At 56.8% G+C, this 13,222-nt stretch carries 13 protein-coding genes; 5 read left to right on the top strand and 8 right to left on the bottom strand.

Going from position 1 to position 13,222, the window contains the following annotated elements; all coding sequences use genetic code 11:
• Positions 1 to 8: 8 nt before the first annotated feature.
• Both galU and ACR0IP_RS13150 read right to left on the bottom strand, forming a co-directional pair.
• Positions 9 to 902, bottom strand: a complete 894-nt coding sequence (gene galU / locus ACR0IP_RS13145; RefSeq protein ID WP_170643338.1) for a UTP--glucose-1-phosphate uridylyltransferase GalU — start codon at positions 900 to 902, stop codon at positions 9 to 11.
• Positions 903 to 1,306: 404 nt separating this feature from the next.
• On the bottom strand, positions 1,307 to 2,542 hold the full coding sequence (locus tag ACR0IP_RS13150; RefSeq protein WP_170643339.1) for a lytic murein transglycosylase: 1,236 nt from the start codon (positions 2,540 to 2,542) through the stop codon (positions 1,307 to 1,309).
• Positions 2,543 to 2,694: 152 nt separating this feature from the next.
• Between ACR0IP_RS13150 and ACR0IP_RS13155 the strand changes: the two genes are divergently transcribed.
• The 4 genes from ACR0IP_RS13155 to ACR0IP_RS13170 are packed head-to-tail and all read left to right on the top strand — an operon-like array spanning position 2,695 to position 6,689.
• A complete protein-coding gene (locus ACR0IP_RS13155) occupies positions 2,695 to 3,657 on the top strand; it encodes a cytochrome ubiquinol oxidase subunit II family protein (RefSeq protein WP_480526001.1) in 963 nt (320 codons plus the stop codon).
• Entirely contained in the window at positions 3,654 to 5,741 is a 2,088-nt protein-coding gene (locus ACR0IP_RS13160; protein WP_480526003.1) for a cbb3-type cytochrome c oxidase subunit I, read from the top strand. Before ACR0IP_RS13155 ends, ACR0IP_RS13160 begins: the two co-directional genes overlap by 4 nt.
• On the top strand, positions 5,738 to 6,370 hold the full coding sequence (locus tag ACR0IP_RS13165) for a cytochrome c oxidase subunit 3 (RefSeq protein ID WP_170378336.1): 633 nt from the start codon (positions 5,738 to 5,740) through the stop codon (positions 6,368 to 6,370). The genes ACR0IP_RS13160 and ACR0IP_RS13165 overlap by 4 nt, the downstream gene beginning before the upstream one ends.
• Positions 6,363 to 6,689, top strand: a complete 327-nt coding sequence (locus ACR0IP_RS13170) for a cytochrome o ubiquinol oxidase subunit IV (RefSeq protein WP_480526005.1) — start codon at positions 6,363 to 6,365, stop codon at positions 6,687 to 6,689. The genes ACR0IP_RS13165 and ACR0IP_RS13170 overlap by 8 nt, the downstream gene beginning before the upstream one ends.
• Positions 6,690 to 6,697: 8 nt before the next feature.
• On the opposite strand, the gene crcB is transcribed toward ACR0IP_RS13170, so the two are convergent.
• Both crcB and ACR0IP_RS13180 read right to left on the bottom strand, forming a co-directional pair.
• On the bottom strand, positions 6,698 to 7,060 hold the full coding sequence (gene crcB / locus ACR0IP_RS13175) for a fluoride efflux transporter CrcB (protein ID WP_170378334.1): 363 nt from the start codon (positions 7,058 to 7,060) through the stop codon (positions 6,698 to 6,700).
• Complete coding sequence (locus ACR0IP_RS13180) at positions 7,057 to 7,425, bottom strand: FluC/FEX family fluoride channel (RefSeq protein WP_170378332.1); 369 nt, start codon at positions 7,423 to 7,425, stop codon at positions 7,057 to 7,059. The genes crcB and ACR0IP_RS13180 overlap by 4 nt, the downstream gene beginning before the upstream one ends.
• Before the next feature lie 266 nt (positions 7,426 to 7,691).
• On the opposite strand from ACR0IP_RS13180, the gene ACR0IP_RS13185 reads away from it, so the two are divergent.
• Positions 7,692 to 9,272: an FMN-binding glutamate synthase family protein gene (locus tag ACR0IP_RS13185; RefSeq protein WP_480526007.1), complete on the top strand. Its 1,581-nt coding sequence runs from the start codon at positions 7,692 to 7,694 to the stop codon at positions 9,270 to 9,272.
• Between the two features lie 3 nt (positions 9,273 to 9,275).
• Here the strand turns inward: ACR0IP_RS13185 and ACR0IP_RS13190 are convergent, their stop codons facing one another.
• The 4 genes from ACR0IP_RS13190 to ACR0IP_RS13205 are packed head-to-tail and all read right to left on the bottom strand — an operon-like array spanning position 9,276 to position 13,191.
• Positions 9,276 to 9,932, bottom strand: coding sequence for an ABC-type transport auxiliary lipoprotein family protein (locus tag ACR0IP_RS13190; RefSeq protein ID WP_170378328.1), 657 nt, complete (start codon positions 9,930 to 9,932; stop codon positions 9,276 to 9,278).
• Complete coding sequence (locus ACR0IP_RS13195) at positions 9,929 to 11,245, bottom strand: MlaD family protein (RefSeq protein WP_170378326.1); 1,317 nt, start codon at positions 11,243 to 11,245, stop codon at positions 9,929 to 9,931. The genes ACR0IP_RS13190 and ACR0IP_RS13195 overlap by 4 nt, the downstream gene beginning before the upstream one ends.
• A 13-nt stretch (positions 11,246 to 11,258) precedes the next feature.
• Entirely contained in the window at positions 11,259 to 12,065 is an 807-nt protein-coding gene (locus ACR0IP_RS13200) for an ABC transporter ATP-binding protein (protein WP_170639677.1), read from the bottom strand.
• A gap of 1 nt (position 12,066) precedes the next feature.
• Positions 12,067 to 13,191 (bottom strand): MlaE family lipid ABC transporter permease subunit, encoded by a 1,125-nt coding sequence (locus ACR0IP_RS13205; RefSeq protein ID WP_480526010.1) that lies wholly within the window; start codon positions 13,189 to 13,191, stop codon positions 12,067 to 12,069.
• Positions 13,192 to 13,222 lie beyond the last annotated feature (31 nt).

A 13,222-nucleotide genomic window follows, 5' to 3' on the forward strand; every position in this document is an offset into this window, starting at 1 on the left:
TCGCCCGTTTACTGGGCGGCTTTCTCAGCCGAGACAAGGTCGTGCAGATACGCGCTCAGGTCATCGCGCAGATCATCGCGGGCCAAGGCAAATGCGACGGTTGCTTGCAGGAACCCAGCTTTAGATCCGCAATCAAAGCGTTGACCGTCAAATTTGTACCCAAAGACAGGAACACCGTTGCGGATATCTTCGGCGATGGCGTCGGTCAGCTGTATCTCTCCGCCGCTGCCCTTCTTCTTTTGGTTCAAATTATACAGAACTGACGGCCCAAGCACATAGCGTCCGATTACGGCGAGGTTTGAGGGCGCATCCTCGGGCTTGGGTTTTTCGACCATGCCGCGCGTACGCACGACCGTGCCCACATTGTCGCCCACATCCAACACCCCGTAGGAGCTGGTCTGTTCGGGCGGAACCTCCATCGCGGCAACCATATTGCCGCCGGTTTCTTCATACGCTTCGATCATCTGCTGCAAACAGGGCTTGTCGGCGGCGATAACGTCATCGGGCAGCATGACGGCGAAAGGCTCATCCCCGATCAGGCGGCGCGCGCACCAGACAGCGTGGCCAAGCCCAAGCGCCTTGTGCTGGCGGATATAGGCGATGGCGCCGCTTTCCATGTTTGTCGCATTGAGCGTATCCAGCAGCTTGTCCTTGCCTTTGGCTTTAAGCTCTTGTTCCAGAACAAGGTTATGGTCGAAATAATCCTCAAGCGCGGATTTTCCGCGCGACGTGACAAATATGAACTCGGTGATCCCAGCAGCGCGGGCCTCGTCGATGGCGTACTGGACCAGAGGGCGGTCAACCAGCGTCATGATCTCTTTCGGGACGGATTTCGTCGCGGGCAAAAAGCGTGTTCCAAGTCCTGCTACGGGGAAAATCGCCTTGGTGACCTTGCGTGTCATAGTGCCTCTCAATCTAGTTGCCCCTCGTGGTCGAAACCAATCGGGTTATTCCTCTTAGGCTTTGGGGCCAGATCATTCAATATTACCCGAAGGGCCTGAGCTTAAATCGGTCAGATCGTGCCATGGCGGGAACCGCAAGTCAAAAGACAGTTATGTTGCCAGTTTCTGGTTGCTTGGGCTGGCATCTCAAGCCGCGAGGTCGCTTCGTTGAAGCGCTCCAGTATCGCGTTCTTGGCGATGTATCCATAACGGGTTGATTCTAAACAGCCGCGCCAAGCCTGTGCGATACGTCCGGACAATGGAAAGACCGTGCATCAAGCCAATTTGGGCAAGCCTGTCAATTGACCTTAAAAAAGCAACGATAGTGATGAACAATAAACATTGTTGACTTAGACTGAGGATGGTTACTGCCCAAGTTCAGAGACAAGCGCATTGTTAGGGAAACACGTCTCGGCCCGACCTTGCGTTTTCTGCCAGCGCCCGATTGAGCGCCGCGTTTTGAAACCTGGCAGCCCATCTGCACCGCCGACATCATGGCCAAGGTGTTCCAACCCTCTTTGCATCGCTGCAATTTCTGATCGGTATAGTGTGTCAACCCGACCCCAGCGCGCCGTGAAGTCTCCGACACCGAATGCAATCCGATCCCCGACATGACCCACGAACAGGGCGTATAGATCGCTCTTGTTGTATTCTTTCAGGACATAGAAATTCTCGGTCACCAAAAACGCCGGTCCGGTTCGACCTGCGGGCATCATTAGGAACCCTTGGGCAGGCAGTTCATGCGCTGGAAATGGACGGCCCGAAGCGCGCGTGATCCCCATCGAGGTCCATTCCTCGATCTTGCGACCCTGATCAGGACCCTCCAATGCACAGCTGACTGTATCAGGCACAAAAACCTCAAATCCCCAATCACGGCCCGAAATCCAGCCATGCTTCGACAAGTAGTTGGCGATCGAGGCGATCGTGTCCTCTTCGGATTGCCAGATATCTGCGCTGGAATCGCCATCTCCGTCCACGGCGTAGGTCAGAAAACTCGAGGGCATGAACTGCGGCTGCCCCAGCGCTCCGGCCCAGCTGCTTTTCATCTCACGACCGTTCAAATGCCCTGCTTCTGCGATTTGCAAGGCGGCCAGCAACTCGGCTGTGAAATATTGCGAGCGGGAGCTCATGAATCCCTTTGTCGCGAGGACCTGAAACGCGTTGTGAGGGATCGCCACTTGACCATAGCCGCTTTCACGTCCCCAGATGCCGAGGATGATGCGGGCTGGAACGCCGGTTTCGGCCTCGACACGGGCAAGCACCGCGGCGTGCCGTTTGGCCATTTTGCGCCCCTGAGCAGTCGCGCCCTGCAAAGAGCCTGCTTTGAAATAGCGCGCCGGTGCTCCGAATTCGGCCTGGGATTGTGGCTTTGATGACTGCGGCGGGCTGCCCGGCGGCACCAGATCGGGAAGGTCCCATTTCAATGTCACGCCGGACAGAGCCTGTGTCATGGTCTGGCGCGAAACGCCTTTGGCACGGGCTTGCGGCCACACCGTTTCCTGCAACCAGTTTTGAAACTGGCGCTCAACCTTGGCGCGATCTTGCGCGTTGGCCGCCAGGGGTTGGACGGCAAGGCAAAAAATCAAAATGAGAATACGCATCTTAGCCAAGCTGTGTCCCGACGATGCCTGCAAGTCAACCGAAACCAGAGCACCATTGGCGCCAGCTTGAAGGCTGCGATCAAAAGCCTTGAGAAATCTCTTGCCTTTGTCGATAGTTGCACTGAAACGGATGCGAAAGAGGACAGTCGCCTATGACCAAGGTCAGAACGGCCCTCATATCGGCGGCGATGCTGATGGCCCTTGTGGTGGTGGTGTCATCGGCCCGGACCGCAGGCGCCAGTGACAGCTTCATGGACCCTCAGGGGCCGATCGCGGCGGTGCAGAAGGCACATCTTTTGCGGGCAACTTGGTTGATTTTGATCGCTGTTGTGCCTGTTCTTGTTCTGGTTCCGCTTATTGCGCTGCGATATCGTCGTCGGAAGGGCGGTACAGCTGCCTATAGGCCAGATTGGGACTTCTCGCCCCGGCTCGAGATGGTGATGTGGGGCGTTCCTGTGGTGATCGTCACGATTTTGTCGATCTACTTATGGAAAGCAACCCATCGCCTGGACCCTTACGCGGCACCCTTTGGGGATGAACCTGCCGTTCAGGTTCAGGTCGTTGGTCTCGATTGGAAGTGGTTGTTTATCTATCCCGATCTGGGGATCGCGACCGTGGGTGAGATGGGAATTCCCGTCAAACAGCAAATCGCTCTGACTCTGACGACGGACACGGTAATGCAGTCTTTTATGATCCCTGCCTTGGCCGGGCAGATTTACGCGATGCCGGGCATGACCACTCAGCTGCATTTAGTCGCAGATCAACCCGAACAGATGCAGGGCGAGAATACGCAATACAATGGGCGCGGTTTCACGAAACAGAAGTTCGAAACGCTTGCCCTGTCGGCAGAGGATTTTGACACATGGGTCGAAACTGTGCGCCGGAACGGCATCGTGTTGGATGACGCGACGTATAAGACTGTCGCCATGCGCTCGGACCGGGATGAGGTGCAGCAGGCCCTCGGAACCTCAGATATGCCTGAAAACGCCTTGTATTTCCGCTTGGATGACGTCGATTTGTTTCAGTCGATCTTGCATCGCTATCACTCTGGCCAAGCCCTGCCGCACGATCAGCAACCGGGCACGACATCATATGGGCAGGGGGTCGGCCAATGACATCAGACACCGGTTTCTTCGGCCGCCTCAGTTGGGACGCGTTTCCCATTGCCGGACTGATCCAGAACCCCAACGCAAATGAGATCGTCGCCAATGCCGCCGCCGCCGTAGTCATAGTCGGAGCGGCTGCCGTTGTCTTTCTGCTGTCCTGGTTTCGGCTGTGGGGGCCGCTGTGGCGCGACTGGCTGACCAGTGCCGATCACAAGAAAATCGGCATCATGTACATCGTCTTTGCCATCGTCATGCTGGCCCGCGGTGTGCTGGAAGGCGTTGTCATGCGCGCCCAGCAGGCGGCCGGGCCGGGCGACGGTTTCCTTGAGGCCGAGCATTTTGCCGAACTCTTCAGCACCCACGGCACGATCATGATTTTCTTTGTCGCTGTGCCCTTTGTCTTTGGCATCGCGAACTACGTCATTCCACTGATGATCGGCGCGCGGGACGTCGCCTTTCCAGTGATGAACCAGATCAGCCTAGGGCTGATGGTTTCGGCGGGCATGATGCTGATGGTTTCTCTGGTGGTCGGAGAGTTCTCGACCGGGGGATGGACCGCTTATCCGCCCTATACCGGGGCTGCGTTCAACCCTGGTGTGGGGCCCGATTACTGGATCTGGGCAATAGTCGTTTCGGGAATCGGAACGACACTGACCGGGATCAACTTTGCCGTCACGATCTACAAGCTGCGCGCACCGGGTATGACGTTCATGCGGCTGCCGATGTATTGCTGGACGATCATCTGCAGCTCAATCCTCATCGTCTTTGCGATGCCGCCGCTCGGGGTCGCGGCCTTATTGCTAGCCGCTGATCGCTATCTGGATTTTCATTTCTTCACCAACGACCTCGGCGGCAACATGATGAACTACGCCAACCTGTTCTGGCTGTTCGGCCACCCCGAGGTCTACCTGCTCGTACTGCCCGCCTATGGCATCTATTCCGAGGTCTTTGCGACCTTCTCGGCAAAGCGTATTTATGGTTATACCTCGCTGGTGATTGCCACGATGTCCATCGCGGTCCTGTCCTTCACCGTCTGGCTACACCACTTCTTCACAATGGGCCAAAGCGCGCTGATCAACGCCGTGTTCGGCATCGCGACTATGCTGATTGCCATTCCCACCGGCGTGAAAGTCTATGACTGGATGGCAACTCTCTGGCGGGGCCGTATCCGGTTTTCGGTCCCAATGCTCTATGGGCTGGCTTTTCTAATGCTGTTTGTCATTGGCGGCCTTAGCGGAGTGATCCTGGCCAATCCAACCGTTGACTATCAGGTCCACAACACCCTGTTTTTGGTAGCGCATTTCCACAATGTACTGTTGCCAGGCGTGCTGTTTGGCTTGCTGGCGGCCTACAACTACTGGTTCCCGAAGGCGATTGGGTTTCGCCTAAATGAAGGGTGGGGCAGGGTGACGGTTGCGCTCTGGACTATTGGGTTCATGCTGACCTTCCTGCCGCTCTACTTTGTCGGCCTAATGGGCATGCCACGCCGATCGTTCAGTTGGGAAGACCCGAGCTTTCACCCTTATATGATCGTCGCGGTGGTCGGAGCGTTGGTCATCACAGCCGCGCTGCTATCGGTTCTGGTCCAGCTTTGGGTCAGCATCCGCGACCGCGAAAAAACCCGCGTTCCTGTGGGCGACCCTTGGGATGGCCGCTCGTTGGAGTGGTCGATCCCTTCACCGCCACCGCCCTACAACTTTGCCATCATCCCGCAAGTAACCGCGCGGGATGACTTCGCCAACGCCAAAGAACGCGGCGCGGCCTATCCCACCCCTGACGCCTATGAGGATATCGATATGCCGCGCAATACCGGGATCGGGTTCATCCTCTGCGTGACCAGCGGTATCTGGATGTTTGCGCTGGTCTGGTGGATCTGGTGGCTAGCAGCGCTGATGACGGTTGCGATGATCCTGGCCTTCATCATCTGGACCTTCGACACCAGCACCGAAATCACCATCCCCGCCGAGGAGGTCCGCAAGGAACACGAAGCCTGGCTTGCATTGGTTCACAGCGAAACCGCCGTGGATCGGGACCACGAGACGGCGACGGAAAACCGAGGTCTTGCCCGACCCGACATGGAGGTGGTGACATGAAACGCGCCCCAACTCATAGCTATCCCGGCATCAACCTCGGTGAACGCCACGCCAGTGCCCACAAAGCGTCCGAAGTCGTCACCTTCGGTTTCTGGGTCTTCCTGATGAGCGATCTGGTCTATTTCGGCCTGATGTTCGCGATCTACATCACGATGATCGACGCGCAGGCGGGTGGTCCCGGTCCGCACGAGCTGTTCGACCTCAAAAGTATCTTCGCGCAAACCATGATCCTGTTGACCAGCAGCTTGACAGTCGGGTTGGCCATGCTGGCTCTGAAATACAACCTGCCAAGGTCAAAGATCATTCTGTGGTTCGGAGTAACGCTGTTCTTGGGCATCAGCTTCCTTGTTCTTGAGATACGAGACTTCATGGCAATGGTCGAGAAGGGCGGTATCCCGCAGCGCAGCGGCTTTTTATCGGCCTTCTACGGGCTTGTACCGTTGCACGGGCTGCACGTGGCGGCAGGCTGTGTTTGGTTGATTGTTTTAGGTATTCAACTGCGCTTCATGGGAATGACCGATCTGGTCATCTCACGCGTCGTGCGCCTTGCATTGTTCTGGCACTTTCTCGACCTGATCTGGATTGGCATCATCACAATCGTCTATTTCGGAGGTCTGACCTATGGATAAACGCTCCGAGATGCACCGGCGCGAGCGACGGCGCTATGTCATCGGCTACGGAGGCTCACTGCTTTTGACGCTTGCGATGTTTGGCGTTGCGCAAGTGTTTGGTATTGAAACGACTGGAGTGTATTTGACCATCGGTCTGTTGGGTTTGGCGCAGCTGATCTTTCAACTGGTCTATTTCCTGCACATAGATCGTCGTCGCAGCAGCCGCGAGGATCTGGATCTGATCCTGTTTTCGACCCTTGTTCTGTTGATCATCATTCTCGGAACGGTCTGGATTTTGGGCAACCTTGCGGTTCGAATGCACTTGCACGCAATGTAGCCGGTACGTCAGCGTGTTATAACGAGACCCAACCACAACGCGCCCCAACACATCACAAGGCTGACGACGATATTGCCTGCCGCCAGAGCCAGAGTTTGCTTGCGTCGCAGCTCTAGCGATTGATAGGCGAAGCTGGAAAAAGTGGTAAACCCGCCGCAAAAGCCGAATACCAATCGCTTTTCCTCCTCGCCCATGTCGACTGGGCCTCCCAGATAGCCCAGCCACAGCCCAAGCAACAGGCTGCCAAGCACATTCACTATCAAGGTTGAGAGAGGGAGGTCATGCGTGATCCGCAGCGCCACCCAATGTCGAAGCACAGCACCCAAACCACCGCCTAGGCCAAACAGAGCATGCAGGTACAGATTCGTCATGCGGACCCCCGACCTGCATGAAAACGCCGCCCGAGGGCCTCACCGGCGATTGCGGCACCCAGGCCAACGGCGATTTCCAACCCGGCCGCCGTCATTGCCGCCCCAAGCGTGTTTGCAGCCAACCGTTCAAGCTCGGCCACGAATGAAGAGAACGTGGACAGGCCACCACAAAACCCGACAGCTCCGAGGTGCAAAACGTGCGCGTGAACCCGATGGCGAATGGAATACAGCCAGCCAAGGGCGAAACAGGCGAAAACGTTGATCCCGAACGTTGCAGTCAGGACCGAAGCGCTCGGGATTTCTACTGAAAAAAACTCCCGCACTAGAGAACCCAGTGCGCCGCCGACAAAAACGGCAAGAAACATCAGGGCGCGACCTTGTTTGCCTGATTGAGAGTTGTGCGTGTTCACTCTGCCTGCCCTTAATGCCAGCCTGTCAGGCGTCGCGCCTTAAAACATCAGATCGATCAAACTCGTAACGCGATTTCACAAACGCGTCTCCTTTGATTGCAAACTGTCTGAGGGCTTGCAATCAAAAGCCAAGCTGTTTCACTTTGATTTAGCATTTTCGGTTTTTGATCTGAATGGATTTTACGCCGCACTCCAAAACGACCCACCCAAGGAGATCAGGAATGGTTGTACGCAGGCTTTATTATTTCCTCAGCTTCGTCTGTTTGCCTCTGGTTCTGCTTTTGGGCTTTGTCTGGCACCCGGTGCATTGGCTCCTGATCATTCTGATCCCCTACGCGGTGATCGGAATGTACGACATTCTGACCACCAAACATAACGTGCTTAACAACTACCCCGTGCTGGGCCATTTCCGGTATATGTTGGAGTTCGTCAGTCCCGAAATCCGTCAGTATTTCGTGGAAACAAACGAAAGCGGTCGTCCCTACAACCGGATCGTGCGCAGCCTGATCTATTCCCGAGCCAAGGGTCAGGTCGATACGCAGGCCTTTGGCACGCAATACGACATCACGACCGTGGGCTATCACCGTGCCAATCATTCGCTGGCCCCCAAGCACGTGGATGAAAGCGAAGAACGTATCATGCTGGGCGGGCCGCAATGTGAAAAACCCTACAGCGCGTCGCGCCTGAATGTCTCGGCTATGAGTTTCGGGGCGCTTAGCGCCAACGCCATTCGGGCTTTGAATGGTGGGGCAAAAGATGGCGGTTTCGCCCACAACACCGGTGAGGGCGGGTTGTCTCCGCACCATCTGGCCGAAGGCGGTGACATTGTCTGGCAGATTGGCACCGGCTACTTCGGGTGTCGGACCCCCGACGGCGGGTTCGACAAGGATAAATTTGCAGAAAAGGCCACGAAGGACGTGGTCAAAGCGATCGAGATCAAGCTGTCTCAGGGGGCTAAACCCTCGCATGGCGGGGTACTGCCCGCGGCCAAGGTCGACAAAGAGATTGCTGAGATCCGAGGCGTGCCAGAGCATCAGGACGTCATTTCTCCGCCGGTTCATTCGGCTTTTGACGGCCCGACCGAGCTGCTCGAATTCGTCCAGCATCTGCGCGAGATGTCTGGCGGAAAACCGGTCGGCTTCAAGCTGTGCATCGGCAACCCGTCCGAATTCATGGCAATCTGCAAGGCAATGTTGGAGACCGGAATCCTGCCCGATTTCATCACCATTGACGGCTCCGAAGGGGGCACGGGGGCTGCTCCGGTCGAGTTCACGAACCGCCTTGGCATGCCACTGAACGAGGCGTTGATTTTCGTGAACAACTGCCTGAAGGGTGTGGGCCTGCGCGACAAAATCCGCATCATCTGTTCAGGCAAAGTGGCCACGGGCTATGATCTGGTCGAAAAATTTGCTCTGGGGGCCGATATCTGCAACGCCGCGCGTGCCATGATGTTTGCGGTCGGTTGCATTCAGGCGCTGCATTGCAACACCAACCGCTGCCCATCCGGCGTGGCGACCCAAGACCCGGTTAGGGGAAGGGCGGTAAACGTGCCGCAAAAGCGCAAGCGAGTACATCGCTACCACGATGCCACCTTGGAGAGCTTTCGCGAGTTGTTAGGCGCGATGGGGAAATCAACGGTGGCCGAGCTTCACCCACGTGACATCCTGCGCCGGACCGCCGACGAGCGGGAGCATTCCTACGCGCAAATGCACACAATCCTTGAAGAAGGCGCACTGCTGTCGGACGCTATTCCCGCCGAATTTGCCGACGATTGGAACCGTGCGTCAGCCCAGCATTTCTAGGGTCTATTGCAACGACGGTCGGGGATTGTTGGCCGCATGCGAGTGGATTTTACGCACGCTCCACTCCACGGCATCGCGCATGGTCTTGCCGAGCGCGATGTCGAAAGCCTCTACCAGATCAGGGGTTTGATCGCTGGCCGAGACGACATATTCGCGGAATGAGCTTGAGGCGATGATTTTGTCTTCGAACTCGTCGATGATCTTGATGTTCATCCGCACCTCGACCCTTACAGACGTGGAATCCTCAGTTTCCGATACGACAAGACCCTGAAATTCACGCAAGTCCGGTTGAATAACATAGTCCGCGCGCAGTCCGACCGTAGATCGACCCACCGCAGCAACCTTGCCTGAGTTCTCAAAGCTCTCGACCATCAGCGCCTGCACGATCAGCGGCGCGCGATCGACCCAGCGCGCTTGCGGCAGGTATTGCACTTGAAGCGCAGTGGGCTGAATGGCGATCTGGTCGGTGTTGACAGCGGCCGTCGCCGTCGGCTCTTGCACAACGATCTGCTTTTGGACCCGGGGCAGCGAAGAAGAAAACGTGCTTTTGGGCGTAAGCAGATAAAGGTTGTTTGGTTTTGAGGCCTGTCGCAGCGTACCAAGACCGGCGCAGGCCCCCAGCAACGTCAAAGACAGGGTCAGAAACAGGGTCCTAATCATTGACGGAACTCCGATGCTTGGGTGCCCAGCAGGAACCGTGCCGGGTCGCGTTCTATTCTGTCAGCCAAGCGGTCGAGGGAAATGACCAGCCGCTGCGCCTCTTCGACAAAACGGACGAATTGAGGCAGGCCAACGCGTAGGAAGTTCGACACTTGCCGGCTGTTGTCTTGTACGATCTTGTCGACCGTTCCCAGCAGCTCCTTCGCTGAGTTCGAGGCGCTGAGGACATCGTCCGAGATCTCGTCGATTTTATTGGTGATGTTTGAGACGGTCTCGGTCACCTGATTGGCTGCTTTGCGGATGTCTTCAGCCACAGGAGCCACGTCTTCGTCTATCACCCGGTTTGCTGTGTCAAAGGCACGCTCGGCCGAGGCCAATACGCCCTTGGTCGAGTCCATCGCGGTGGTGATTGACGCCAGCGTGGTGTTGGCATTCGCCACAGTTTCGGTGATCACTCCTAGCGAGACACTGGCCTCATTCGACAACCGCGTCAGGTTCTCGGCCAGTTCCGAGCCGCGCTGAATAAAGGGCTTGATGTCTTCGGCCATGACGCTGTTTGCCGTTGTCAGGGTTGTTTTGGCTTCATCCAACGCGCCTGTCGCCGAGTCCGCTGCTGTTTTGACCGATTGCAGCGTCTCGTTTCCGGTCTGAAGCGTGGTTTCAGCCGCAGCGATCAGCGGGTCGAGACGTTTGGTGAACTCACCGATATCCTTGGCCGCATCGCCGATATTGCCGGAAACGGTTTCAAAATCCGACATGGTCTTGTCCAAACGCCCGGTGGCGGAGGCTAGGTTTTCGAGAATATCCGAGACGGCCTTGCGGTTCTTTTCATCGACGACCGAGTTCAGCTCCTGCAATAAAGTGATCGCTTCATCGAGCACCTTAGGCGCGCCTTCGAACAGAGATTGAATCGTACTGCGTTTGCTTTTAATCACGCTGTTTTGCGGCAGGCGGGCGGCGGTGGTTGATCCTCCGGTCAGTTCGACATAGCCAACGCCGGTTACACCAAGCGATTGCAATTGGGCGATCGTGTCTTCTGTGACGGGGATATCCGCATCGACCTCAATCCTCACCCGCACTTTCGAGGGGTCGTCATCATCCAGATTTAATGAGATCACCTGACCGACAGGAAGGCCGTTAAAACTCACCCCGCCAGCGGCCGACAGGCCAGAAACGTTGTCGAACAACACGTCGTAGTAGGCGTATTGGCGGGTCACCTCGAACTTGGCGAGCCATAGGAAAAAGCCAAAAGCCCCTAATAGTGCTGCAAGGGTAAATGCGCCGATTAGAATATAGTTCGCTCGGGTTTCCATCGCCTTACCTGCCTTACCCCTTCTGCTGCGCCGCGCGGGCGCGGGGGCCTGTGAAGTATTCCTGAACCCAAGGATGGTCGACCTTGGTCATCTCTTCTATCGGACCTTCAACCAGTACGCGTTTTTCTGCAAGTACCGCGATGCGGTCGCAGATCGCATACAGACTGTCCAAATCATGGGTGACCATGAAAACCGTCAGGCCCAATGCCTGCTGCAACTCTCGGATCAACTCATCATAGGCGGCGGCACCGATTGGGTCCAAACCAGCGGTGGGCTCATCTAGAAACACGATCTCGGGGTCCATGGCCAAGGCGCGAGCCAGCGCGGCCCGTTTGCGCATCCCGCCCGAAAGTTCGGATGGAAACTTGCCGCAACTCAGCTGTGGCAGACCCACTAGGCTGATCTTCAATGCGCCCAGAGATTCCATCAGTTTTTCGCTCAGGCCAGTATGTTCGCGCAGCGGTGCCATAACGTTCTGCAAAACGGTGAGCGAGGAAAACAGCGCACCATCCTGAAACGCCACGCCCCAGTGGCGTTCTATACGGCGGCGATCTTCCTCGGGTCCATTCAGGACATCTACGCCTAGTACCTCGATGCTGCCTGCCGCTGGCGTGTTCAGCCCCACAATCGTGCGCAATAGTACCGATTTACCGGTACCCGAGCCGCCAACGATGCCCAAGACCTCACCCCGCCAGACATCGAGATCCAGATTGTCATGGACAACCTGCGGCCCGAACTGATTGCGAAGCCCGCGCACGCGGATCACCGCCTCGCGTTGCGCGTCTGCCTGAGTGGTCTGATGTTGCACCGTGCCGTCCATGTCAGATCCCAATCTCAGAGAAGAAAATCGAAAACAGGGCGTCGATGGCGATCACCATGAAGATTGACTGCACGACCGAGGCCGTGGTGCGCTGACCTACGCTCTGGGCCGAGCCTTTGACTTGCATGGCCTGCCAGCAGGCGATCACGCCGATGACCAGTGCGAAAAAGGGCGCTTTGATCAGCCCAACCGCCAATTGCCAGACATCGGTGCTTTCGTTCAAACGGGTAACGAACATGCCTGGGCTGATGCCGAGGTCGATCCAACTCATCAATCCGCCGCCGAAAAGGCCCGCCAGATCAGCAACAAAGCCCAGGATCGGGAGCATGATCAACAGGGCCAGAACACGCGGCACCACCAGCACCTCGATTGGGTCCAAGCCCAGAGTGCGCATGGCGTCTATTTCCTCCTGCACCTTCATCGACCCGATTGACGCGGTAAACGCCGACCCCGACCGACCGGCAACAATAATAGCGGTCAGAAGGATCCCAAGCTCTCGCAGTACCGAGATCGAGATCAGCTCGACCACAAAAATCTCGGCACCGAATTGTTTCAGTTGCGTGGCCCCCTGAAAGGCCAGAACAACGCCGATCAGAAACCCCATCAATGCCACGATGGGCAGAGCCTTGAACCCGGTTTCCTCCATATGTGTAAACAGGGCAGCTCTGCGCAAACGCCAGGGCATGACCAGTGTGCGCCCAAGCCGATGCAGCGTTAGACCCAGGAACCCAAGGATCGAGAGCGTGTCCTTCCACGCGCCAACTGTTTTTTGACCCACGCTGGCGACCCAATCCACGGCATTGCGAGGCGGGGCCAGTTTTCCGGGATGGTCTGGGATGTTCTGCGAAACGGTCTCGATCAGTGCGGCATGGGCCGGTTGAACACCTCGGAATTCCAGTTGCGCGCCAGCCGTCGTGAACCGCTTGGCAAGATCCGCAACCAGCCACGCGCCGCTTGTATCCAATGCTTCCACATCCGATAGATCCAGCGTAACATGCCCGCCCTCTGGCTGAATGCCTGCAAAAGGCCCCTCGACCGGAGCAAGCAATTGCGTCAGCATTTCGCCTGCAATACGGATCTGAGTGCCATCGCTTTCGCGTTCGGCAGAAATGGTTGGGCTGCTCATATCTGTATGTGATGCAAAAAAGCCTGAATCT

It is taken from the genome of Ruegeria sp. AL11, from assembly GCF_056540865.1.